Raw genomic sequence first — 23,203 nt, 5'->3', positions numbered from 1 at the left:
GTGATCGCGATTCAGCTGTGGCGGCCGAGGCGCCTGTGACGGACGCTCCGCCGCCACCCGAGGTCTGGATGACGCCGTGTACCTCCACTGCCCGTGCCACGCCGTGTGGCGCCACGTTCCTGTGTGTGCCCCGCCGACCGGAAGGAGGGGATCGGTTCGGTGACGCTGCCGCCCGGAGGGCGCGAGGCCCTCGACACCGAGCACCGCCGCCAGTTCCTGGAAGCCGGATACCTGGTCCTGCCCGGCCTGCTGCCGGAAGCGCTGCGCGAACGGCTCGCCCCCGAGGTCGACCGGTGGGTGGACGAGGGTCTGCGGGCCCGTTCGATCGCCGCCTGCGCCGACCCCTTACGGTACGGACCGCCGCCGCTGCTGGAACTGGAACTTCCCGCCCACGGTGAACTCCTCACCTTCCCACCGCTGTTGCTCGCCCTGACCCGTCTGCTCGGGCCGGACTTCGTCTTCCACCACCTGCACAGCGACCGCCAGGACCCGGGGATCCCGGGCAAGGCCTGGCACCACGACTGCGAGCCCAACGACCGCTCCGACCCGTCGCTGCTGATGGTCCACGCGCTGCACTACCTCGGCGGACTGGACGGGAAGGTCGGCAGTCTGGCCGTCCTGCCCGGCTCGCACCTGCGCACCGCCGACAAGTCCGCCTACGCCCACCACGGCACCGCGGAACTGGCCGGCGAGGTGGTGATCGACCGGCTGCCGCCCGGCTCGACGGTGCTGCTCAACTCGGCGCTGTTCCACACCCGTCGGCCGGCGCCCGAAGGCCCGGGCCGGCCCCGCTACTTCGTCGACGCCTCCTACTGCCAGGTGGGGGCGCGCTGGCGCCCGGTGAAGCCGTACTGGCGGCGGATGCTCGCCCGGGCCCGCGAACTGGACCTGGCCGACGGCCAGTGGCCCGAGCTGTTCGCGGAGCGGCACTTCACCGAGTACACCGGCACGAGCCGTGCCGGGCGTACCGGGCGTACCGGGCGCACCGAGTACGCCGGCACCGGACCGTCCGGCACCGAGTACGCCGGCACCGAGTACACCGGAACCGTCTGAGGAGCACTGCCGTGGAGATCGTCACCGCCGTCGCCTACCCCGAGGTCCACGACGCCTACCTGCGGGACCACCCGGTGGAGCGGGCCCACGAGGCGAACAGCAACATGTACGGCGAGGAGAACCTCGAACGCGCCGACCGCATCCGCGGCGGCTGGTGGCGGATCCGGCTCTCCCGGGCGGACGTCCTGGGCGTCGTGCTGCCCTGGCACCTCAGCGAGGGCGGGGAGCTCGAACTGGTGCCGCGCTGCGGACTGACGGTGGCCGAGGCGGCCGAGCGGGTCCGCGCCGGCGGGGCGGCGTGGGCCACCGCCAACCCGGTCTGCGCGACGAAGCTCCGGCTGCTGCGCCGGGCGCCGTTCACGCCCCTCTTCCTCAGCACCTCCCCGGTCGACCACTCCGACTACGGGGACCTCGCGGTCCGGTCGGGTCTGATCCACCTCGACGGCCTGCACCGCATGCTGGCCTGGGAGTTGGCCGGACGGCTGCCCGAGCGGCCGCTGCTGGACGGCTACCTGGTCGGCGACCCGGCGGTGGTCGCCGAGCCCGCCCGGGCGGGCCGGACGGGGGACGAGTCGGCGTGACCTCCGCGACGCAGCACGTCCGCTCCGCGTCCTCGGGCCACCCGGCCGACCCCGCCCGCCCTGCCCGTTCGCTGCCCGAGCTGCTCGCCCACCGCGCCCGGGCCCACCCCGACCGGACCGCTCTGACCGACGGCGTCCGCGGCTTCGACTACCGCACAGTCGACGCCGCGGCCGACCGGATCGCCGACCGGCTGGCCGCCGCCGGCACCGGCCGGGGGGACCGGGTCGCCCTGGTCGGGCCCCGGGACGCCCGGATGCTGGTGCTGCTGCACGGGGTGCTGCGCTCCGGCGCGGCGGCCGTGCTGGCCGATCCGGACTGGTCGGCGGCGGACCTGGCCCGGCGGCTGGCCTCCGTCCGGGTGGCCCGGGTGCTCGCCACCGAGGGCGGGCTCGGCGGGGAGGTGGTCGACGTCGAGGCGCTGCCGGGCCTGCCGCCGGGAGGGAGTGAGGCGCGGGCCGAGGTGCGGGGCGAGGACCTCGCGTACCTCTCCTTCACCTCCGGGTCGAGCGGCGAGCCCAAGGCGGTGGCCGTCACCCACGCCAACGCCGTGCACTACGCCCGGGCGCTGGCCGGGCGGCTCGACCTCACCGAGGCCGACGCGCCGTGCGCCGCGCACGTCACCACCCTGGCCGCCGACCTCGGCCACACCTCCTGGCTGCTCGCCCTGGCCACCGGCGGTTCGGTGCACCTCGTGCCGGACCGCGAGGTGCGCGACCCGGAGGCCTTCTGGGCCTCGCTGCGCCGGGCCGGGGTGGACGTGCTGAAGACCACCCCCTCGCACCTGACCGCCCTGCTGGAGGGCCGCCCGGCCGACTCCCCGCCGCTGCACACCGTGCTGCTCGGCGGCGAGGCGCTGCCCCGCCCGCTCGCCGCCGCCCTGCTCGACGGCGGCACCACCGCGCGGCTGGTCAACCACTACGGCCCGACCGAGACCACCGTCGGCGCCGCCTGCCTCCTCGTCACCTCCGCCCGCCAGCTGCCCGCCGAGGAGCCGACCGTACCGATCGGCACCGCGATCGGCGAGGTGCTGCTGACCGTGGTGGACGGCACCGGCCGGGAGGCCCCGGACGGCACGGTGGGCGAACTGCTCATCGGCGGCCGGGGCCTGACCACCGGATACTACGGCCGGCCGACCGAGACCGCCCGCGGCTTCGTCCGGCACGACGGCCGACTCGTCTACCGCACCGGTGACCTGTGCCGCCGGCGGGCCGACGGGACCCTGGTCTTCCTGGGCCGGGTGGACCGCCAGGTGAAGGTCCGCGGGTACCGGGTGGACCTCGCCGAGGTCGAGCGGGCCATGGACGGGTACCCGGGTGTCGCCCGCTCGGCGGCGCTGCTGCGGGAAACCTCGCTCGGCCATCAACTGATCGGCATCGTACGGCTGTCGGACGGCTCGGACGGCTCGGACCGGCTCGATGGGCTGCGGGCCCACCTGCGGGACCGGCTCCCCGGCTACTCCGTGCCGCAGCCGATCCTGGTGCTGCCGCGGTTCCCGGTCGGACCGAACGGCAAGCTCGACCGGCAGCGGCTGGCCGAGCTGGCGGCCGAACTGGTCGAGGCCCGGGCCGAGTCGGGCGCGGCCGGCGCGGGGGAGCCGGGCGGTGACGCCGGGGGCGGCCTGGTCGGGGAGATCGCGAGCTTCTGGGCGGGCGCCCTCGGCCTGCCCGTGGTCGGGCCGGGCGCCGACGTGCTCGGCCTCGGCGGCGACTCCATTCTCGCCATGCGCACCATCGCCTTCCTGCGGCGCTCCGGCCTGCGGGTCGCCTACGAGGACTTCTACCGGCACCCGACGGCGGAGGGCCTGGCGGCGGCCGCGGTCCCGGCCGCGCCGTCCGCCCCGGCCCCGCGCGGCTCCACCGGCGGGCTCCGACTCGCCCCGGCCCAGCGCTGGTTGTACGGGCAGCGGAGGCCGCGGGACCTGCGGCACTGGAACCAGTCCGTGCTGCTGCGCTGTCGCACCGCCGTCGACCCGGCGGCGCTCTCGGCCGCCGTCGCGGGCGTCCTGGAGCGGCACCCGGCGCTGCGCCGGCCGGTCACTCCGGACGGCTGCGGCGAACCGCGGGCGGTGGCCGACCTCGACCCGGTCTCCTTCTCGCGGATCCCGAACGCCGCCGGGGAGATCGCCGACACCGTCGCCGGGGTCTGCACCGGACTCCACCGCAGCCTCGACCCGTCGGCGGGCCGGCTGCTGCGCGCCCACCTGTTCACCGGCCCGCCCGGCACCGACGACCGGCTCGCGCTGATCGCGCACCACCTGGTGGTCGACGGACTGTCCTGGCGGATCCTGCTGGACGATCTGGCGCACGCGTACCGGGCGGTGCTCGACCGGAAGCCGGTCGACCTGCCGCCGACGGCCGACTTCTACGCCTGGGCGGCGCTCGCCTCGCCCGATGCCCAGCAGGTCGACGGCAATGAGAAGCGCACTGCCGAGAAGACCGAGGAAGCCCGGGAAGCCGAAGCGGCAGCGGAGTTCGAGGCGCCCGGCACGCTCAGCTGGGCGCTCGACCCGGACGCCACCGCCCGGCTGATCGCCCGGCACGGCGCCGGGGCCGGGCTGGAGGCCGTGCTGCTGGCCGCCTTCGCGAAGGCCGTCACCGGCGACGACGGCCGCCCCCGGCTCGCGGTGGAGGTCGAGACCCACGGCCGGGACGCGGTCGGCGACCCGGGTGAATTCCTGGACACCGTCGGCTGGTTCACCGCCGTCAAGCACGTCGAGCTGGACGCCGGGGCCACCCCGGACACCGTGGCGCGGCGACTGCGCGAGGCGCCCGTCCGGCCGATGGACGTGCCCGGCGAACGGCCCGCCGTCGGCTTCAACTTCCTCGGCACCTTCCGGCTGCCCGAGGAGCCCGCGCTGAACTGGACCGTCGCCGCCGAACAGGCGGGCACGGCCCGTTGCGCCGGCGGCGACCCGCTGTACGAACTGCGCCTCACCGCACGGGTGGTGGAGCATCGGCTGGTGGCCGACCTGGTGTACGGCCGGCCCGGTCTGCCGCACCCCGCCGCCGGGCGGATCACCGGGCGCTTCGCCCGGGCCGTGGCGGCCGAGGCGCAGGCGCCGGACACCGCGCCGCCCGTCCGGGCGGCGCTGTCCACCTCCGGCCAGCTGCTGCACCCCGGCGTCTCCCCGACCGCCGCCCGGGCGACGGTGCGCGAACCCGCCCGGGTGCTGCTCACCGGCGCCACCGGCTACCTCGGCCGGCACCTGCTGGAGGCCTTCGTCCGGCGCGGTGCCGAGGTCACCTGCCTGGTGCGGGCCGCGGACGACGCCACGGCGCTGGAACGGCTCGGAGCCGGAGCCGGAGCCGACAACGCAGCCGGAGGCGCCGTCCGGGCGCTCGCCGGGGACGTCGACCGGGACGGCCTCGGCCTCTCCCCGGCCGGACGCGAACTCGTCAGGGGCGCCCACCTGGTGGTGCACGCGGCGGCGGACGTCCGGCTGGTGGCCTCGCCCGACGAGCTGGAGCGCACCAACCACCTCGCGGTGCGCCGGCTGCTCGACTGGGTCGGCGAGAACGCCCCGGACGCCCGGCTCCACCACGTCTCCACGCTCGCCGTCTCGGGCGGGGTGGACGGCCCGCCGCGTCGCTTCAGCGAGGCGGACCTGGAGATCGGCCAGCACTTCCGCACCCCGTACGAGCGGACCAAGTACCGGGCCGAGCTGGCCGTCCGGGCCTGGGCGACGGGCGGGCACGCCGCCTACCTGCACCGCAGCGGCCACATCGCGGCGCACAGCCGGACCGGCGCGTTCCAGGCCAACGCCGGGGACAACCGGATCTACCAGCTGATCCGCGGCTATCTGCTGGCCGGCGCCGCGCCGAGCCGGCCGGACACCGCCTTCGCGTTCTCGTACGTGGACACGGTGGCCGCCGGGATCGCCGCGATCGCCCTCGACCGGTACGCCGTGCCCGGCGCGTACCACGTGGAGTCGCCGCACGCCGTCCCGCACGACGAACTGGTGCGGTGGCTGGCCGGGCACGGCCACCCCGTGCGGCTCACCGACGAGGAGGCCTTCGCGGCCGCCCTCGCCCGGGCCGAGCGCCGCCACCCGACGGCCGCCCGGGTGGCCGCCGCCTGGGCGGCGCAGGAGGAGCGCCGCGTCCTGGTGGACAGCGCGTACACCACCGCGGTGCTCGACCGGCTGGGCGTGCGCTTCGCCGCGCCGACCCGGCGGTGGTGGTCGGCCGCGCTCACCTGGGCCGCCGAGGCCGGCTACCTGCCGCCCGTCGGTCCGACCCCGCCCACCCGTGACGACGCCCGACGCGACAGCCGTGACGACGCGCGTCACGACACCCGTCACGGCAGCCGTGACGACATCCGAGACGACACCCGTGAAGGCAGGACCAACCCGTGAAGGCAGGCCCCGTGTCCCGGCTCTCCCCAGTGCTCAAGCAGGCCACCCCGGTCGTCGCGGTCCGCGGCGAAGGACTCCACCTCTACGACGCCGACGGCCGCCGCCACCTCGACTTCACCTCCGGCGTGGGGGTGACCAGCACCGGCCACTGTCACCCGAAGGTGGTCGAGGCCGTGCGGGACCAGGCCGGCCGGCTGATCCACGGGCAGTACACCACCGTGCTGCACGACCGACTCCTCGCTCTCACCGAGCGGTTGGGCGAGGTCCTGCCCGCCGGTCTGGACTCGCTGTTCTACGCCACCGCCGGCACCGAGGCGGTGGAGGCCGCGCTGCGGCTCGCCCGGCACGCCACCGGCCGGCAGAACGTGATCGTCTTCGAGGGCTCCTTCCACGGCCGCACCATGGGCGCGGCCTCGCTCACCACGGCCGGCACCCGGTTCCGGGCCGGCATCGGCCCGCTGATGCCCGGGGTCGCGGTGGCGCCCTTCCCGGCCGCCTTCCGGCTCGGACTGTCCGAGGAGGAGGCGGTGGCGCACGCCCTGCGCGGACTGGACGAGGTGCTCGCCACCGTCTCCGCGCCCGCCGAGACGGCCGCGATGTTCGTCGAGCCGGTGCTCGGCGAGGGCGGCTACGTCCCGGCGCCGCCCGGTTTCCTGGCCGGGCTGCGGGAGCGGGCCGACCGGCACGGGATCCTGCTGGTGGTGGACGAGGTGCAGACCGGCTTCGGCCGCACCGGCCGGTTCTGGGCCCACGAGCACGAGAGCGGGGTGCTCCCCGACGTCCTGATCACCGCCAAGGGCCTGGCCAGCGGCTTCCCGCTGTCCGCGATCGCCGCGCCCGCCGAGCTGATGGGGCGCGCCTGGCCGGGATCGCAGGGCGGCACGTACGGCGGGAACCCGGTGGCCTGCGCCGCCGCCCTGGCGACCCTGGACGTGCTGCGCGAGGAGCGGCTGGTCGAGAACGCGGCCGAGCAGGGCACCCGGCTGCTGGCCGGGCTGCGGGCGGTGGCCGCCGGGACGCCGGGGATCGCCGACGTCCGCGGGCTCGGGCTGATGGCCGCCAGCGAGTTCTGCCGCCCGGACGGCACCCCGGACCCGGAGGCGGCCCGGCGCGCCCAGCAGTCCGCGGCCGAGCACGGCCTGCTGCTGTTGCTGTGCGGCATCCACCTGAACGTGGTCCGGATGATCCCGGCGCTGGTCGTCACGGCCGAACAGATCGACGAGGGCCTGGAGTTGTGGGCGAAGGCCGTCGCGGCCGGCGGCCGGTAGGAAGGAGAGGACATGGATGCGGTGACCGAAATCGGCTGGAGCAGCCTGGAGTTGGACGCCCGGCGGGAGCTCTGGTCGCTCCCGCTGGGGGAGCGGGAGCGACGGCTGCTCTGGGCCGACGCGCGGGCCGGGCGCTGGGGCGCGGCCGAGGAAGTGCGTGCCCGACTACGGGAGTTCGTCCGGAAAGCCGCCGACTCGGTGGGCGTCGCCCATGTGAGCGGCCTGGTGGACCCGGCCCGCCCGGAGCAGGAGATCACCGAGGTGCTCTCCTTCCTGCTGCGGGACTTCGGCCGGATCGTCCCGCAGAACGGGCGTGGTGACCTCACCTCGGTGCTGCACGACCAGGACGGCGACGGCAACACCGAACTGGGCTTCCACTGCGACACCTGCGACCTACTGGTCCTGCTCTGCCTGCGGCCCGCCTTCGACGGCGGCGGGCTGACCAAGCTGGCGAGCGCCCGGCACGTCCACGACCTGATCCAGCGGGAGCGCCCGGACGCGCTGACCACGCTCCGTGAGGACTGGACCTTCGAACGCAGTGGCCGGGCCGGTCCGCAGGTGGTGGTCACCCCCATCCTGTACGACCGCAAGGACGGGACGATCGGCTGCTACTACCAGACCCGTACGGTCCGTTCCTCCCCCGACCGCGGCGGGCCGGACCTGACGGACCGTCAGTGGGAGGCGCTGGGCGTGCTGGACGAGGTGCTCTACCGGCCGGAGATCGCCTTCGGGCTGCCGATGGCCGCCGGGGACCTGCTGATCATCCGCAACAGCCGGGTGCTGCACGGCCGTTCGCCGTTCGTCGACGAGCCCGGGCCGTACTCCCGGCGGATGCTGCGGATCTGGGTGAACGAGGGGGAGGAGTGGGCGCCGTGACGACCACGGGGGAGGGCGGCGGCGGGACCGCACCGCACGGACGGGTGGCGATCGTCACCGGCGGGGGCAGCGGGCTCGGCCGGGCCTCGGCGCTGGCCCTGCTGGCGGCCGGCTGGACGGTGGTCGTCGCCGGGCGCCGCAAGGACGCCCTGGAGGAGACCGCGGCCCTGGCCGGCCCCGGGGCCGACCGGGTGCTGCCCGTCCCGACCGACATCCGCAGCCCGGAGGAGGTCGCCCGGCTCTTCGACACGGTGCTCGCCCGGTACGGCCGGCTGGACCTGCTCTTCAACAACGCGGGCGCCGCCGCCCCGCGCCGGCCGATCACCGAGACCCCGTTCGAGGACTGGAACCGGGTGCTGGACACCATCGTCACCGGCGGCTTCCTCTGCGCCCGTGAGGCCTTCCGGGTGATGAGCGCCCAGACCCCGCAGGGTGGGCGGATCATCAACAACGGCGCGCCCTCCGCCCATGTGCCACGCCCCAACTCGATCGCGTACACCGCCGCCAAGCACGCCGTCCTCGGCCTCACCAAGGTGCTCGCCCTGGACGGCCGGCCGTACGGTATCTCCTGCGGACAGATCGACGTCGGCAACGTCACCCCGGTGGACGGCGGCCCGCAGCCGGCCGCCATGCAGGCCGACCGGACCATGGCCGTCGAGGCGACCATCCCGGTGGACCGCTTCACCGAGGCCCTGGTGCTGATGGCCTCGCAGCCGCCGGACACCACCATCCAGTCCCTGGTGGTGCTGCCGACCACCATGCCGTTCGTCGGGAGGGGTTGAGCCGTGCTGGTCAGCGCGCGCTCCTTCGCGGAGTACCGGGCGATGTTCGCGCTCACCGAGCGCGACCTGGAGCAGCGCATCCTGGACTGCCCGGCCGGCGCGGCGAGTTTCGTCGCCGAGGCCGGGCGGCTCGGCGTCGACGCCGTCGCCGTCGACCGCCAGTACGCCGAGCACCGCGAGGAGCTGGGCGTGCTGGTGGAGCGGGAGACCGCGTTCAAGCGCGAGCTGCTGGTGAAGGAGACCGCGGGGTACGTCTGGTCCTGGTACGCCGACGCGGACGACATGATCCGCCGGTGGACCGCCAACGCCCGCGCCTTCGGCGCCGACATCGCCGCCCGCCCGGAGCGCTACGTGGCCGGCTCGCTGCCCGCGCTCCCCTTCGCCGACGACTCCTTCGACCTGGCGCTCTGCTCGTACCTGCTGTTCTCGTACGGCAACCGGCTGGGCGGGGAGTTCCAGCGGGCGGGGCTGCTGGAGCTCGCCCGGGTCGCGCGCCGGGAGGTCCGGGTCTTCCCGCTGGTGGTGTACGACACCGGAGCGCGCTACGAGGGGCTGGGATCGCTGCGCGCGGAACTCGCGGAGCTCGGCGTCCCCAGCCGGGTGGAGCGGGTGGCCTACGAGTTCCAGCCGGGGGCCGACGAGATGCTGGTGCTCTCCACCGCTGGCTACCGGGCGCCGGCCAGGACCGCACCGGGCACGGCGGCGGCCGCGAGGGCGACGGACCCGGTGCGGTGGCGGCACCGGGAGGCCGGGGCCTGAGCGGGCGGCCGGGCCGCACGGGCCGACCGGTGGCCCGCGGAAATCCGTCCCGTTGTCATCCGTCTCCGGCGGCTGCTGCGTCCAGGCCACCGCCCGGGAGCTCGGCGTGCCCCGGGCCCGGCGGCTGCCGGGGTGGGCGCGGCAGCGCCGCCGCGCCCAACCCGGTGGTCCTGTGGGCGAGGTCAGTTGACGACGACCACGGGGCTTCCCGGCTGGCCGGCGTCGGCGACCGGGCCGTACGCCGCGGAGAAGTAGCCGTCGCCCGGACAGAGCGTCGAGCCGGCGCTCTTGGCGAAGTGCTCGGTGCGGAACGCCAGGCTGTGCGCGGTGTTGTCGGCGCTGCCGGTGAAGGCGCCGCTCAGCTGGTAGGAGCAGGTGATGGTGCCGAACCAGGTGTCGAGCACCGCGGTGGCCTGGATCGTCCCGGCGGACCCGCCGGTCAGGGTGACCGGCAGGCCGGGCGCGTCGGAGACGGTGACGCCGTACGGCAGGTTGCCGACCGTCAGGCTGCGCACCGAGGTGACCCCGGTGACGTTCGCGGTGCACGAGCCGAAGGTCAGCCCGGTCAGCGACGCGGTGGCGCTGCCCGGCGCCGCCGGGTTGCTCAGCACCGAGGCCGAGAGCTGGGAGGTGGCGCAGGTGACACCGGTGGTGCTGGTCGCGGTCGAGTAGAAGGTCGCCTTGGTGCCCGAGGCGAGCGGTGCGGAGAGCGCGTCGCCCACGGCGACGGCGGTGCCGCCCGCGCTCCCGGTGGTGAGCACCGGGCCGGCGGCGAGGGCCCCCGGCGACGCGGAGGCGGGTACGGCGGCCAGCGCGAGCGCGGTGGTCGCGCAGACGGCGGCGGTGACGGCAAGGTGGCGGCTGAAGCGCATGGGAAACCTCTTCCTCGGTGAGGGGCGAGAAGACGTCCTCTCGCGGGCTCCCGAGCGGTGGGGACCGGGGAGCGCGCGGCGTTTCCGGGTTCCATACGTTCCAGGCGTGACCGCGCGCCGTCAAGGCGATGGGCGGAACTTACTGACTTTTCGTCAACAAGCAGTGCTGTCAAGGCTTTCGCCTGAAGGGGCGGCCGGCCGCCCCGGCGCCTGACCGGCGGCCGCCCCGAGCCCGGCGCCCGGCCGCCCCGCCCGCCTGCGAGAATCCCGCCATGGCTGAGCACGAGAGCGACCACGGCTACCTCCTGGACAACCGGCAGACCGAGGCGGGCATCCGCTTCGGCGCCCTCGCCGAGCTGTTCGACCCGGTGACCTTCCGGCATGTCGACGCCCTCGGCATCGGCCCCGGCATGCGCTGCTGGGAGGTCGGCGCGGGCGGCCCCTCGGTGCCGCTCGGGCTCGCCGAACGCGTCGGCCCGACCGGCGCGGTGGTCGCCACCGACATCGACGTCTCCTGGACCGCCCCCGCTGCCGGCGGCGTGATCGAAGTGCTGCGCCACGACGTGGCGGCCGACCCGCCGCCGCCCGGCGGCTTCGACCTGGTGCACGCCCGGCTGGTCCTGGTACACGTCGCCGACCGCGCCGAGGCCCTGCGCCGGATGGTGGGGGCGCTGCGCCCCGGCGGCCGGCTGCTGCTGGAGGACGCCGACCCGGCCCTGCAACCGCTGCTCTGCCCGGACGAGTCCGGCCCCGACGAGCGCCTCGCCAACCGACTGCGGTCCGGCTTCCGCACCCTGCTGGCCGGGCGCGGCGCCGACCTCGCGTACGGCCGGACGCTGCCCAGGGCGCTGCGCGAAGCGGGCCTGATCGACGTCCAGGCCGACGCGTACTTCCCGATCACCTCGCCGGCCTGCGCCGTCCTGGAGGACGCGACCGTCCGGCAGATCCGCCGGCTGCTGGTGGCCGAAGGCCTCGCGACGGACGAGGAGATCGACCGCCACCTGGCCAACGTCGCCGCCGGCCGCCTCGACCTGGCCACCGCCCCGATGATCTCCGCCTGGGCCCGCCGGGCATGACGCGACGCCCGACCGCGCACCGACGCCCGCAGCTGCTCGTCGTGAGCGCTCCGCCGGGGGCGGGCAAGACCACGCTGGGGCACGCCCCGGCCGATGCGCTCGGCCGGGTGGCCGCGGCCCGGCGGTCTAACCTCGACGGTATGGACGCGTTCGAACATCCGGGCGGTCAGGCCGCCGTCCCGCCGGAGGAGGGGCTGGAAGCCCTGGTACGGCTGCTGGACCGGCGCGGCGCGGTGGTGCTCAGCGGGGCGGGCCTGTCCACCGAGTCCGGCATCCCCGACTACCGGGGCGCCACCGGCCGGCGCCGCAGCGGCACCCCGATGACGTACCAGGAGTTCACCGGCAGCGCCGACGCCCGGCGCCGCTACTGGGCCCGCAGCCACACCGGCTGGCCGGCGATCGCCGGGGCCCGGCCCAACGCCGGGCACCACGCGGTGGAGCGGCTGCACCGGGCCGGGCACGTCGCGGCGGTCATCACCCAGAACGTGGACGGCCTCCACCACGCGGCCGGCACCCGGGAGGCCGTGGAGCTGCACGGCGGACTCCACCGGGTGGTCTGCCTCGACTGCCGCCGCACCTGCGCCCGGGCCGAGCTGGACCGGCGGCTGGAGGAGCTCAACCCGGGCTTCCGTCGGCCCGGGGCGCGGCTGCGGCCCGACGGTGACGCACGGCTGCCGCAGTCCGCGGTGGACGGCTTCCGGGTCGTCGCCTGCGCGGACTGCGGCGGGGTGCTCAAGCCCGACGTGGTGTTCTTCGGCGAGAACGTCCCGCCGCCCCGGGTCGAGCGCTGCTACGAACTGGTCGACGCGGCCGACTCGTTGGTGGTCCTCGGTTCCTCCCTGGCGGTGCTGTCCGGGCTGCGCTTCGTCCGCCGCGCCGCCCGGTCGCGCCTGCCGGTCGCGATCGTCAACCAGGGGGCGACGCGCGGGGACGAACTCGCCGCGCTCCGGCTCGACCTGCCGCTGGGGCCGACCATGACGGAGGTCGCCCGGCTGCTCGCCGCGGCCTGACCGGCGCGCTCGCCCGGTTCCCGCCGCCGCGCTCGGCCCGTCGCCGCGCTCAGCCGGCCGGCTGAGCGGGCCGGCCGGGTACCCACAGCGGCACCCGGCCGCCGCGCGGCATGCAGCGCGCCGCGTCCTGCTCCAGCCAGTCGGCCACCCGCTCCGGATCGCCCTCGCACAGCTCCACCAGCGCGGACGCCGCGATCCCGGTGCAGCACAGCACCAGCGCCAGGGTGTCCCGGCGGCGGCGGTGCTCCCGTACGTACGCCTCGGCGCGCTCCTCGACCCGGTCGACGTGGCCCGGCCCGTCCTCGGCGGTCAGCGCCCGCACCCCGTGCCACACCAGGGTCAGCGCGCAGGGCTCCGCCGGGTGCGAGGAGCCGGCCCGCTGCGCCTGCTCGCGGGCCTCCGCCGAGCGCTGCCCGAGCCACTCCAGCGCCGCCGGCCCGTCCTCCCGGCAGCGGCGGAGCACCAGTTCCGCGGCCCGGGCCACCACGGCCCGCAGCACCGCCGGCGCGGACGCCCGCAGCCCGGCCGCGGACCCGTCCCCGAACGCCAGCCAGGCATCGGCGAACGAGGCCGCCCGCACCCCGCCGACCCAGGTGGTCGACTCGCCCTCCGTGCTCAGCCGGTCCTCGGCCCCCAGCCGTACCAGCCCCACGGCCGTCAGGCACGCCGCGTCCCCGTCCAGCTCCCGCAGCCATCGACTCAGCACCAGCACACACCCCCGTCAGCGGTTCATCCCCGTAAGGCCTCATCCCACCACACCAGGACGGAGACGAACTAGACAGGAGCACGTCACAATCTGGAAGCAGACCTTCCGCGCGGTCCTGCGACGGAGGCGGCGGGGATGCGGTGGCAGGCGACGGCCGGGAGGGCGTACGGCGACGGGCCCGGGTGCGACGGGCTCCGCCCGGCTGCGCGCCGTGCCGGGTCGCCGGGTCCCCGCACCTCGCCCGAGTCCCCGCACGGCTCCCGAGTCCGCCCCCGCCGGCCCCGGCGTCGTGTCCGGGCCGTTCCGGCCGGGCTTTCGGCAGGCGATTCCCGATCCGGCATCCGGGTGAATTGGCGCGGCGCCGCCCGGCGCGGAATGAAGCCGGGTCCGGCGCTGCCAGAATGCAATTTCCTCGGGGTCCCCCCGCACAGTCGGTGCCATCGGACAGCTGGAGCGGAACATGCGAATCATTCAGCCGCGTATTAGTTCGGAAAAGAGGCCCGGCGCAGTCGCGGGCGGCTTTCCGTGGACGCTCATGTACCACTCGGTGGCGCCGGCGCTCGAAGATCCCTATCTGATCACCGTCGATCCGGCACGGTTTCGCCGCCAGCTGCGGTGGCTCTCCGCCCGCGGCCTGCGCGGGGTGTCGGTGGGCACCCTGATGCGTGCCCACCGGGACGGCGCCGCGGCGGGCATGGTGGGGCTCAGCTTCGACGACGGGTACCGCGACTTCGTGGAGGAGGTCATGCCCGCCCTGGCGGAGCACGGCTTCACCGCGACGGTCTACGTGGTGGCCGACCGGCTGGGCGGCTACAACGACTGGGACCGGCAGGGCCCGCGCAAGCCGCTGATGACGGCGCGCCAGGTCCGTGAGGCCGCCGCCGCCGGGATGGAGATCGGCTCGCACGGGCTGACGCACCGGCGGCTGGCGGGCCTGGACGCGCGGGACCTGGAGGCCCAGGTCACCGACAGCCGCCACGTCCTGGAGGACCTCACGGGCCGGGAGGTCGCGGGGTTCTGCTACCCGTACGGCTCGCTCGACGCCGCCGCGGTGGAGGCGGTGGCCGAGGCCGGCTACGACCACGCGTGCGCGGTCAGCCCCGGTGCCCACAGCGGGGAGTACGCGCTTCCCCGCTGCTACGTCGGCGACCGGGACGGACCGTTGCACCTGGCCGCGAAGCTGGTGCGCGACCGCTGGCGGCGCTGACCGCCGCGGACGGCCGCGGACGGCCGCCCGGTGGGGGCGGCCGCTCAGCGGGGGACGGCGGCGGATCCCACGGTCGGATCCGCGCCGGCCCCCGCGGCGGGCTCCACGCGCAGCCAGGACTCGTGCCACAGCAGCGCGCACCGGCGGTCGCAGCCCGCGGTCAGCGGCTCACCCCCGCAGCGCAGCCCGTCGAGGATGAACCACCGCCCCCCGGCGGGGTACTGCCACCAGACCAGGGACCGGTGACGCAACTCGGTGGCACCGTGCCGGGTGCCGGCGTGGCGCTCCATCCCCGCCTGGAAGGGCACGCCGTGCAGACGCCCGTCGGGGCCCAGGGTCGCGCGGATCTCCGCGAGGCTGCGCACCGTCGCCCACAGCGTGACGGGCCGTTCGGCGGGGGCCGGCGCGGGGGCGGGCTCCAGCCATTCGTCGCGGAACAGCAGCGCGCAGTCCATGCCGCAGCCCTGGGTCCCGTCGGCGCCGTGGCAGGTGGCGCCGGCCAGCGCGACGGTGCCCGACAGGCGCCGCACCCGGTAGTGGTCGTCGACCATGCGGCGCACGACGCGGTCGACCCGGTAGACGCCGCCGCAGAACGACCACTGGCTGGCGGTGAACCACAGGCCGCGGTGGCGGTCCCTGTCGTCGAGGGTGGCGCGCACCGCGGCCTCGTCCTTCACCCGGACCCAGTCCCCCTCGGCGAAGCGGGAGGGCCGGCCCGGCGCCGGAACGCCGTCGCGGCGCTCACGCAGCCCCTCGCGGGCGATCCGGGCGCGGCGCACGACACCGAGCGGGGGGAGGTCGCGCAGGGGCAGGCTCTTGTACTGGCACCGGTTCGCGGCGGTTTCGCAGCGCAGCTCCGCGGTTCGGGGGAACCGTGATTCCTCGACGGCCATCAATGAAATCCCATCGGGTTGGAGATATCGGCACAGGCTAGCGCAACCGGCCTTTCCCCGCGCGGGCCTCCGGAGCCTTTCGAGGCCATGTCGGAAGAAATAGCACTAGACCCACTAAGAGCCTTCCGGAGTGAAGAAAGGCCACTTCCGGAGAGTTTCCGGTTCATGCCCGTGTAATGTTTCCACCGGTGTCGCGGTGGAGTGGCCGAGTGGTGAGGCGACGGCTTGCAGGGCCGTTCAGACGGGTTCGATTCCTGTCTCCACCTCTTCTCCCGTCCGCTGCCCGCCGACGTGGGTGCGCGGCCCGGAGTCGACGGTCAGGCCGACGGCTCGTCCAGCCTGTCGCTCAGCTGGCTGCGGGAGGTGATCCCGAGCTTCGGGAAGATCCGGTACAGGTGGGCACCGATCGTCCGGGGTGACAGGTGCAGCTGCCGGCCTATCTCCTTGTTGGAGAGGCCCCGCGCCGCCAGCTGGGCGATCTGGACCTCCTGGGGCGTGAGCAGGTCCCGGTCGGGGCGGCCCTGGCTCTTGCTGCCCTCGCCCGCCGAACGGAGCTCCTGGGCCGCCCGTTCACGCCAGGGCTCCACGCCCATGGCCTCGAAGGACTCCCGGGCGATCCGCAGCGGAGTGCGGGCCTCCGTCACCCGGCGGTGGCGCCGGAGCCAGGTGCCGTGGGCGAGCATGAGCCGGGCACGGACGAAGGGCGCCCGGGACATGTCCAGGTCGAAGGCCGCCCGGAACCGCTCCTCGGCGTCCTCGTCGTCGGCGAGCAGAGCCTGGGCGAATCCCAGGCTCACCCGGATCATCTGGACCTCGCTCGCCCCGACGGACGTGACGAGGTGTCGCAGGGCGGCCTTCGCCATGGCGCGCTGGTCCTCGCTGGTGGCGGCCTCGGCCAACTCGGCGATGGCCATGGTCTGCATGAACGGGTGGTAGGACGGATCGGCCGGGTCGAAGACCCGCCAGACGCAGGAGAACGCCTCGGCGTGCCGACCCGCGGCGAGGGCGATGAGGCCGCGGGCGATCTGGATGTACGCGAGCTTGGAGGGGTCGACCACGGTCAGCCCCTGGCCCTCCGCCTCGCCGATCGCGACCAGTGCGGTGTCCAGGTCGCCGCGCAGCGCGGCGAACTGTGCCTTCGCCACCCGGGCACCGGTCAGCCAGCGCGGCTGCGCGGTCTCCTCGGCCAGCCGTGCCGCCTCGGCGGCCGCCGGGAGCCCGGTCTCCCAGTCGACGGTGTGCACGGTGGCGAGGGCGAGGAGCACCAGCGTCTTGGTCAGCGGGCCCCGACGCCCCTGACGACGCAGTCCGTCCGCCGCCTGGCGCGCGAAGCCGGTGACATGGTCGAACCCGTTCACCATGATGGCCGCGTTGCCCAGGGTGGCGGCGGCCACGACGTCGTACCCGCCCTCGCGTTCGAGGCGCCGCAGCCGGTCGATCACTGTCGCCGACGCCTCCAGCGGGGCGGCCCCCGCCAGCGTGCACACCAGGTCCGGGTGGAGTTCCGGGACCGGCAGCCGCTCGGCGGCCGTCACGACGCGCTCCCGCAGCTCCCGCCCCGGGTCCGCCCACCAGCAACGCCACGCGGCCACGCGCAGCAGCCGCAACGCGAGTTCGGGATCGCCGGCCTCGGCGGCCTGCTCCGCCGTGGCGATCAGCAGGTGGATCCGGGACGTGCTCGTGTCGGACTCCGACTCCAGCCACTCGCGCAGCAGGACGACGCGGGCCCGCTCCAGCACGTCCGGGCCCAGCGATTCGGCCTGCTGCACCAGGGCTGACACGCGATCCGCCCGGCCGAGTTCGAAGCACAGCTCCGCGGCACCGAGGAGGCGCGCCCGCCGTCCCGAAGGGTCCTCGCTCAGCGCGGTGGCGCGTTCCAGCGCCGTCAGGGCCGCCGTGACGGCACCGCGCTCTCGCGCCCCGAGAGCCACCCGGTCCAGTTGCCGGGCCACCGCTTCGTCGGGACGGCCGCCGGCCGAGGCCCGGTGCCACGCCTGTCGGTCAGGGTGTCCCCGGAGGGTGTCGGCGAGCGCGCCGTGGGCGGCCAGACGGTCCGCGAGCGGTGCCGAGCCCAGGACGGCGGAGCGCACCAGGGGGTGGGTGAAGGCGATCCTGAACCCGTCGACACGCACCAGGCCGGCGGCCACGGCGGGCTCCAGCGGCAGCGCGGAGACCTCGGCGCCGGTCAGGGCCGCGGCCGCGGCGAGCACCTCGGTCAGCGCACCGTCGTCGGTGGTGGCGGCGACCAGCAGCAGCTGGTGGGTGTCGGACGGAAGGTCGGCCAGCCACGAGGAGAAGGCGCGCTCGAGCCGGGCGGTGCGGGGGAGCACCGGCGACCCCACGGACGCCGTGGGCTCCGCGTCCGCCGCCGGGGAGAGGGGGAGCTCGATCAGTGCGAGGGGGTTGCCGGCCGACAGCCGCGCCACCCGGCGGCGCGCCCCCGGGTCGAGGCCGGGACTGCGGGCGTCCAGCAGGGCGTCGCTCGCGCTCGGGGCCAGGGGCCCGAGGTGCAGCTCGCGGATGTCGGGGACGCCCCGCCTGGCCGTACGGTCGTCGCGCACGGCGAGGAGCAGACCGAGCGGTTCGGCGCCGACGCGGCGTGCGACGAACCCGAGGACGTCCAGGGTCGGCGCGTCCAGCCACTGGGCGTCGTCCACGACCAGCAGTACGGGGGCTTCGGCGGCCGCCTCGCCGAGCAGGCCGAGGGTGGCCAGGGCGATCATGAAGAACCGGGGCGCGGAGGCGTCGTCGGACGGCTCCGCCATGCCGAAGGCGCCCAGCAGGGCCTGTGCCTGGACGGCGGGCAGGTGCGGGATGCGCTCCGTCATGGTGTGGGCCAGCTGGTGCAGCCCCGCGAACGGCAGCTCGGTCTCGGCCCGGACACCCGCTGCCCTGAGGACGGTGAATCCGGCGCTCCCGGCCCGGGCGGCGGCGTGGTCCAGCAGGGCGGACTTGCCGATCCCGGGGGCCCCGTGGACCAGCAGCGCGTCGCCCCGCTCGGGCAGGGCGTCGACCAGTGCGTCGACGGCCGCGAGTTCCTCGTCCCGGCCGAACAGTGTGGTGCCTGACATCCGAAGTTCCTCTGCGCCTGCGCCTGCGCCAGTGCCCTGACCTGGACCGTTGCAGTGTAGGTGCGCGCATTGCACGGTTCGAGTGCACGGATGGTCATGTGTTCGGCGACACATCACCTACAGTCGCTTCACAGTCATCCTGCCGCCGACGTAAGTCATCCCGTGTCCCATGCTGGAAGCCATGTCGAGCGGAGGGAGAGGACCGATGGCATCCGTGACCGACACGGCCGGGCAGCCGGACGACGGGAGCACGCTCCGCCGCCGGAGCGGGGCCGTCCCCGTCGCCGCCGTACCCTTCACGGTCGCCTCGTACGAGCCTGCGTCGGACCCGGGCCGGATGACGACCCGGCAGTTGGGGCACCTGCTCTTCCTGACGACGGAGGCGGGCCCCCGGTGCTACACCCGCGGCCCGCGGGAGATCGCCCGTGGCACCCGGCAGGCCGAGGGGTTCTTCGTGGTCGCCGTGATGGGGGCCACCGGCGCCGTGGTGCGGCAGGACGGCAGGACGACCGAGGTCCCCGCGGGAGCGGTCTCCTTCTGGTACTCGGAGACCCCTCATGTGGTCGACTACCCGGACGGAGTGGACGTCAGGGCGTGCCTGATCCCCCGCCGGGCCCTCGGCGCGCGGGACGAGCAACTGGCGCGGGTGACGGCCACCGTGGCCGATGCCGGCGGGCCGGTGGCCGCCCTGGTCGCGCAGTCCCTGCTGACCCTGGCCGAGACCGCCGAGGACTGCCCCGAGTTCGTCGCCGGCCGACTGGCCCGCAACGTCACCGACCTGGTGGCCACCCTCGTCACCGAGCAGGCCGCCCGTGACACGCCCGCCACGGAGGACTCCCGCACGGAGGACTCCCGGCACACCCGGATCCGGGAGATCCACGCCTACGTGGACCGGCACCTCAAGGATCCGGAACTCGGGCCGCAGACCATCGCGGCCGCGCACGCCATCTCCGTCCGCTCCCTGCACAAGCTCTTCGAAGGGGAGGGGACCACCGTCAGCCGTCTGATCCAGCGCCGCCGGCTCCAGGAGAGCGCCGAGGAGCTCACCCGCGAGGACGGCGGTGACAGCACGGTCTCCGGCGTGGCCCAGCGATGGGGCTTCACCGACCCGGCCCACTTCAGCCGGCTCTTCCGCGCCTCGTACGGCGTCTCGCCGAGCCGGTGGCGCGACACCCGCGGCGGCGCCGAGCCGGCCACCCGGCCGGACACCCCAGGCCCGGTGTCCCGATGACCCGTCGACCGGAGAGGAACCCGGTGTCCCCTTCCCGCTCCACCGCATCCCGCTCCACCGCATCCCTCTCCACCGCGTCGCTGTCCGCCTCCGACCGGGCGGACGTGTGGCACGACGCCGTGTCCCACGCCTTCGTGCCGATGGCCGTGGACTTCCTGGAGGAGGAGCCGTCACCCGGGGAGATCACCGGACACCGGCTCGGTCCGGTGCGGATCTCGAGGGTCCAGGCCGGGCCGCAGATGGTGACCCGCACCAGGCGCCTGATCGCCGACGGCGACTCGCCGACGCTCATCCTCAGCCTGCAGGAGCGCGGTGTCGCGCTCAAGGAACAGGACGGCAGGGAGACGCTCATCCGGCCCGGCGGATTCTCCCTCACCGACACCTCCCGGGTGTTCCGCAAGAGGATCGAGGAGGAGTTCGCCTTCACCTCCTTCCAGTTCCCCCGTGCGGAACTCGACGTCCGGGAGAAGGACCTGAGGGCGCTCACCGCGACCACCTTCGACGGCGCCGAGGGCAGTGCCGCACTGCTGGCCGGCTACCTCCGGCAGATGACGCGCGAGGCGGCCGGGCTGGACGAGGCCGTCGGGCGCCGGGCCGCAGCCACGGCACTCGACCTGCTGGCGCTGCTCGTCGACGACCGGGCCGGGCTGGTGCGGCCGCAGGGTTCGCGGACCGCGGCCTCGCTGGAGCGGGTCAAGGACCACATCCTGCGCAACCTGCGCGACCCGGACCTCTCGCCGTCCACCATCGCGGAGGCGAACTTCATGTCGGTGCGCTTCCTCCACAAGCTGTTCCAGCAGGAGGACCTCACGGTCGGCGGGTGGATCCGGACCCAGCGCCTGGAGCGCTGCAGCCGGGACCTGCTGCGCCCGATGGCCGCGGAACTCGGCGTGGCGGGCATCGCCCGGCGCTGGGGCTTCGCCAACTCCAGCCACTTCAGTCGCGCCTTCCGCGACGCCTACGGCATGACGCCGAGGGACTGGCAGGTCAGCGGCGGGGCGGCGGGCTGACGTGGGACGCCCGGCCGATCGCGCGCTGACGCCCGGCCGATCGGGCCCTGACGAGTGACCGGAGGCCGGGATCGTGTCCGGTCGGCGAAGGCACCCGGATCCGTACCACGAACGGCCCCTCCTTCGCCGATCCGTCGAAGAACTTCGAATGATTCGACCCGTCAGGTGGCGTGGCGTTTCCTGGAACCAGCGCACCGGGGCCGGTCCCGAGAAGGGGCCGGGGACCGGGGAGCGAGGACCGGCGCGTGCCGGTGGACCACCGGCCGACCGAACTCCTCGCGCACCGACGTCCAGTCGTCGGTCGAAGCGCCAGCCAAGCCCTCAGGACCGGAGGAACGATGCGTCTTCGCGCCATAGCCGCCGCCACGGCAGCGGCCGCCACCCTCGCACTCTGTCCCCTCGCCGCCACGGCGGCCGGCGCCGCACCCGTGGCCGGGGCAGCGTCGGCGAAGCCCGCCCTCGACAGCGGCGTGTGGAACACCGCCACCTACAACCCCGACGGGCACGTGAACACGGTCGAGATCAACCAGTACGTCGGCAGCGACGGCCACCACTACGTCGTCGGCTGGCTGTACGCGGGGAGCGGCAACGTCGCGTTCTACTACGACCAGTCCCACGACGGCGGCCGGACCTGGAACAGCTTCCTCGACCGGACGTACGTGGGCCCGGGCGGCTGGTACACCCTGCCGACGAAGTACGACGACGGGGGCGTGTGGTACCGCGCCTGTTCCGCGGCCGAGTGGGCGGGGAGCCCGTACGCGAACCCCCAGTGGGGCTACAACATCGCCTGCACCAACTGGTACTGATCTCAGGGACCGGGGGCGGCCCGCCGGTGCCCGGCGGGCCGCCCCCGGCCGGTCGGGCACCGGCCCCTTCGGCCGTGCCGGGTGAGCCGACGGTGGCGGCGAGGTTCCGGACGCGGCCGGTCGGGAACGGGGCGAGGGCCCGTGTCGCGCGGTTGCGCGGCACGGGCCCTCGTGGGTCACTCCGGTGGTCCCTGTCCGGCCCCCGGGGCGCGGCGGCCGGGCGGGGGTGGGTCGGTCAGAACTGCCAGGCGGGGTTGTCGGCGATCGCCAGGAGGGCGGCCTCGGCCAGGCCGGCGTCCGGCTGGTCGGTCCACTGCTGGAGGGTCACCGTGCGGCCGTCGGTGCGCTGGAGGCGGACGTACTGGGAGGTGCGGCCGCTCTGCGGGTGGGTCAGGGTCACGGCCTCGCCGTGCGCACCGGAGGGGAGGTCGACCAGGTGGCAGCTGGTGCGCGGGGCGACCTCCTGCGGGCTGGGCACGCCGGGGCGGGGGGTGACGACGGGCAGGGCGATGGTGGCGCAGAACGGGACCTTGGGCGCCTCGGCGGTGTGTTCGGCGCCGCCGACGAAGTTCACCGGGCCGGCCGGGGCCTGCCAGGCGACCCGGAAGGTGCGGCCCGGGATGTCGCCGGCGCCCACGGTCGTGGAGCCGGCCGGGAGCAGGCCGGCCAGGGTGGTCGCCAGGTGCTCGCTGGTCCAGTCGGTGGCGCGGCCGCTGCCGGAGCCGAAGGAGTCGGGGCGCAGCGGTACGGCGCTCGCGCCTTCCGAGCCGGCGAGGGTGAGCGGGCCGGTCAGGGGGTCGGCGGCCGCCGCCGGGGCGCCCGGGGCGGGGGTGCCGGTGGTGGGCACGGTGGCCACCAGGGCGGCCAGGGCGGCGGTGGCGGCCGTCGCGGCGCCGGCGCGGACGACCAGGCGGGTGCCGCGGCGGCGGCGTCCGCCCGCGACCGCCGCGTCGACCGCGTCGGGGCGCAGCGGGGGTTCGGCGCCGAGCCCGGCGGCGAGGAGGGTGCGCAGCTCGTCCTGCGGGTCGAGGGCGTCGTGGGTCACAGCAGCTCCTTCAAGGGGGTGGGGTTGGCGGCGAGTTCGTCGAACGGGTCGGTGTCGCCGAGCAGGGTGCGCAGTTTGGTGAGTGCGCGGGCGGTGTGGCTCTTGACGGTTCCGGCGGTGCAGCCGAGGGCCTTGGCGGTGTCCGCGATGTCCAGGTCGGCCCAGAAGCGCAGGACCACCACGGCCCGTTGACGCGGCGGCAGGGCGGCGAGCGCGGCGCGGACCTGCAGGCCGAGCGACGGGTCGGTGCCCGGACCGGGCCGGTCGGGGAGTGCGGCTGTCGGGTCCTCGCGGCGCCAGCGGCGCCGGGTGTGGTCGATGCAGGTCCGGGTCAGTACGCGGTGGGCGTAGGCCTCCAGGTTGGCGATGCGGTGCCGTCTTCCCCAGGCCGCGTACAGCTTGGTCAGTGCGGTCTGCGTGATGTCCTCGGCGTGGTGCCAGTCGCCGCACATCAGGTACGCGGTCCGCCGCAGGTGCGGCAACCGGTCCTCGGCGAAGCCGCGGAACTCCTCCAGGTCTGCGGTACGCACAGGGCGTGTCCTCCGTTCGTCTCTGTCCACTCCGACGGAGCACACCCGGTGCCGGGATGTCACGGGTGGCGG

19 protein-coding genes and 1 tRNA gene are annotated in these 23,203 nt (G+C 75.2%); 14 read left to right on the top strand and 6 right to left on the bottom strand.

Features of this window, described 5'->3' with window-relative positions:
* Positions 1 to 159 precede the first annotated feature (159 nt).
* The 7 genes from ACWDBB_RS00205 to ACWDBB_RS00175 are packed head-to-tail and all read left to right on the top strand — an operon-like array spanning position 160 to position 9,674.
* The gene (locus ACWDBB_RS00205) at positions 160 to 1,053 is read left to right on the top strand and encodes a phytanoyl-CoA dioxygenase family protein (protein WP_449787457.1); all 894 of its coding nucleotides are present in this window, start codon (positions 160 to 162) and stop codon (positions 1,051 to 1,053) included.
* A gap of 11 nt (positions 1,054 to 1,064) precedes the next feature.
* Complete coding sequence (locus tag ACWDBB_RS00200; protein ID WP_449787456.1) at positions 1,065 to 1,634, top strand: DUF6309 family protein; 570 nt, start codon at positions 1,065 to 1,067, stop codon at positions 1,632 to 1,634.
* On the top strand, positions 1,631 to 5,989 hold the full coding sequence (locus ACWDBB_RS00195) for an AMP-binding protein (RefSeq protein WP_449787455.1): 4,359 nt from the start codon (positions 1,631 to 1,633) through the stop codon (positions 5,987 to 5,989). The genes ACWDBB_RS00200 and ACWDBB_RS00195 overlap by 4 nt, the downstream gene beginning before the upstream one ends.
* A gap of 11 nt (positions 5,990 to 6,000) precedes the next feature.
* On the top strand, positions 6,001 to 7,257 hold the full coding sequence (locus ACWDBB_RS00190; RefSeq protein WP_449787755.1) for an aspartate aminotransferase family protein: 1,257 nt from the start codon (positions 6,001 to 6,003) through the stop codon (positions 7,255 to 7,257).
* A 12-nt stretch (positions 7,258 to 7,269) separates the two neighbouring features.
* Positions 7,270 to 8,133: a TauD/TfdA family dioxygenase gene (locus tag ACWDBB_RS00185; protein WP_449787454.1), complete on the top strand. Its 864-nt coding sequence runs from the start codon at positions 7,270 to 7,272 to the stop codon at positions 8,131 to 8,133.
* Positions 8,121 to 8,915, top strand: coding sequence for an SDR family oxidoreductase (locus ACWDBB_RS00180; RefSeq protein ID WP_449787453.1), 795 nt, complete (start codon positions 8,121 to 8,123; stop codon positions 8,913 to 8,915). Before ACWDBB_RS00185 ends, ACWDBB_RS00180 begins: the two co-directional genes overlap by 13 nt.
* A gap of 3 nt (positions 8,916 to 8,918) precedes the next feature.
* A complete protein-coding gene (locus tag ACWDBB_RS00175) occupies positions 8,919 to 9,674 on the top strand; it encodes a hypothetical protein (protein ID WP_449787452.1) in 756 nt (251 codons plus the stop codon).
* A gap of 182 nt (positions 9,675 to 9,856) precedes the next feature.
* Here ACWDBB_RS00175 and ACWDBB_RS00170 read toward each other — a convergent pair whose 3' ends face one another.
* The gene (locus ACWDBB_RS00170; RefSeq protein ID WP_449787451.1) at positions 9,857 to 10,546 is read right to left on the bottom strand and encodes a Tat pathway signal sequence domain protein; all 690 of its coding nucleotides are present in this window, start codon (positions 10,544 to 10,546) and stop codon (positions 9,857 to 9,859) included.
* A 272-nt stretch (positions 10,547 to 10,818) separates the two neighbouring features.
* Between ACWDBB_RS00170 and ACWDBB_RS00165 the strand changes: the two genes are divergently transcribed.
* Both ACWDBB_RS00165 and ACWDBB_RS00160 read left to right on the top strand, forming a co-directional pair.
* Entirely contained in the window at positions 10,819 to 11,622 is an 804-nt protein-coding gene (locus ACWDBB_RS00165; protein ID WP_449787450.1) for a methyltransferase domain-containing protein, read from the top strand.
* Between the two features lie 140 nt (positions 11,623 to 11,762).
* A complete protein-coding gene (locus ACWDBB_RS00160) occupies positions 11,763 to 12,632 on the top strand; it encodes an NAD-dependent protein deacetylase (protein WP_449787449.1) in 870 nt (289 codons plus the stop codon).
* A 49-nt stretch (positions 12,633 to 12,681) separates the two neighbouring features.
* Here the strand turns inward: ACWDBB_RS00160 and ACWDBB_RS00155 are convergent, their stop codons facing one another.
* Positions 12,682 to 13,338, bottom strand: coding sequence for a hypothetical protein (locus ACWDBB_RS00155; protein WP_449787448.1), 657 nt, complete (start codon positions 13,336 to 13,338; stop codon positions 12,682 to 12,684).
* A gap of 535 nt (positions 13,339 to 13,873) precedes the next feature.
* On the opposite strand from ACWDBB_RS00155, the gene ACWDBB_RS00150 reads away from it, so the two are divergent.
* A complete protein-coding gene (locus tag ACWDBB_RS00150) occupies positions 13,874 to 14,545 on the top strand; it encodes a polysaccharide deacetylase family protein (protein WP_449787447.1) in 672 nt (223 codons plus the stop codon).
* A gap of 44 nt (positions 14,546 to 14,589) precedes the next feature.
* Here the strand turns inward: ACWDBB_RS00150 and ACWDBB_RS00145 are convergent, their stop codons facing one another.
* A complete protein-coding gene (locus tag ACWDBB_RS00145) occupies positions 14,590 to 15,438 on the bottom strand; it encodes a hypothetical protein (protein WP_449787446.1) in 849 nt (282 codons plus the stop codon).
* Positions 15,439 to 15,633: 195 nt separating this feature from the next.
* Here ACWDBB_RS00145 and ACWDBB_RS00140 point away from each other — a divergent pair.
* Positions 15,634 to 15,704, top strand: a tRNA-Cys gene (locus tag ACWDBB_RS00140).
* Between the two features lie 51 nt (positions 15,705 to 15,755).
* Here the strand turns inward: ACWDBB_RS00140 and ACWDBB_RS00135 are convergent.
* A complete protein-coding gene (locus ACWDBB_RS00135) occupies positions 15,756 to 18,509 on the bottom strand; it encodes an ATP-binding protein (protein ID WP_449787445.1) in 2,754 nt (917 codons plus the stop codon).
* Positions 18,510 to 18,714: 205 nt separating this feature from the next.
* Here ACWDBB_RS00135 and ACWDBB_RS00130 point away from each other — a divergent pair, with 205 nt between their 5' ends.
* From ACWDBB_RS00130 to ACWDBB_RS00120, 3 genes are all read left to right on the top strand, one after another.
* Positions 18,715 to 19,740 (top strand): helix-turn-helix domain-containing protein, encoded by a 1,026-nt coding sequence (locus ACWDBB_RS00130; RefSeq protein ID WP_449787444.1) that lies wholly within the window; start codon positions 18,715 to 18,717, stop codon positions 19,738 to 19,740.
* 23 nt (positions 19,741 to 19,763) lie between these two features.
* Positions 19,764 to 20,750, top strand: coding sequence for an AraC-like ligand-binding domain-containing protein (locus ACWDBB_RS00125; protein ID WP_449787443.1), 987 nt, complete (start codon positions 19,764 to 19,766; stop codon positions 20,748 to 20,750).
* A 338-nt stretch (positions 20,751 to 21,088) separates the two neighbouring features.
* Positions 21,089 to 21,556, top strand: a complete 468-nt coding sequence (locus tag ACWDBB_RS00120; RefSeq protein ID WP_449787442.1) for a hypothetical protein — start codon at positions 21,089 to 21,091, stop codon at positions 21,554 to 21,556.
* A gap of 235 nt (positions 21,557 to 21,791) precedes the next feature.
* Here the strand turns inward: ACWDBB_RS00120 and ACWDBB_RS00115 are convergent, their stop codons facing one another.
* Both ACWDBB_RS00115 and ACWDBB_RS00110 read right to left on the bottom strand, forming a co-directional pair.
* Complete coding sequence (locus ACWDBB_RS00115; protein ID WP_449787441.1) at positions 21,792 to 22,601, bottom strand: hypothetical protein; 810 nt, start codon at positions 22,599 to 22,601, stop codon at positions 21,792 to 21,794.
* Positions 22,598 to 23,131, bottom strand: coding sequence for a SigE family RNA polymerase sigma factor (locus ACWDBB_RS00110; protein ID WP_449787440.1), 534 nt, complete (start codon positions 23,129 to 23,131; stop codon positions 22,598 to 22,600). The genes ACWDBB_RS00115 and ACWDBB_RS00110 overlap by 4 nt, the downstream gene beginning before the upstream one ends.
* Between the last annotated feature and the right edge of the window lie 72 nt (positions 23,132 to 23,203).

Source organism: Kitasatospora sp. NPDC001095 (assembly GCF_053598615.1).
The sequence above is the reverse complement of the archived record's forward strand: the minus strand, read 5'-3'. Positions and strand labels throughout refer to the sequence as shown.

Bases quoted from the DNA above. Each gene is read 5' to 3' on its own strand.
- ACWDBB_RS00120 (WP_449787442.1), top strand. From the start codon at position 21,089: ATGCGTCTTCGCGCCATAGCCGCCGCCACGGCAGCGGCCGCCACCCTC.
- ACWDBB_RS00145 (WP_449787446.1), bottom strand. From the start codon at position 15,438: ATGGCCGTCGAGGAATCACGGTTCCCCCGAACCGCGGAGCTGCGCTGC.
- ACWDBB_RS00135 (WP_449787445.1), bottom strand. From the start codon at position 18,509: ATGTCAGGCACCACACTGTTCGGCCGGGACGAGGAACTCGCGGCCGTC.
- ACWDBB_RS00170 (WP_449787451.1), bottom strand. From the start codon at position 10,546: ATGCGCTTCAGCCGCCACCTTGCCGTCACCGCCGCCGTCTGCGCGACC.
- ACWDBB_RS00130 (WP_449787444.1), top strand. From the start codon at position 18,715: ATGGCATCCGTGACCGACACGGCCGGGCAGCCGGACGACGGGAGCACG.
- ACWDBB_RS00150 (WP_449787447.1), top strand. From the start codon at position 13,874: ATGTACCACTCGGTGGCGCCGGCGCTCGAAGATCCCTATCTGATCACC.
- ACWDBB_RS00185 (WP_449787454.1), top strand. From the start codon at position 7,270: ATGGATGCGGTGACCGAAATCGGCTGGAGCAGCCTGGAGTTGGACGCC.
- ACWDBB_RS00160 (WP_449787449.1), top strand. From the start codon at position 11,763: ATGGACGCGTTCGAACATCCGGGCGGTCAGGCCGCCGTCCCGCCGGAG.
- ACWDBB_RS00165 (WP_449787450.1), top strand. From the start codon at position 10,819: ATGGCTGAGCACGAGAGCGACCACGGCTACCTCCTGGACAACCGGCAG.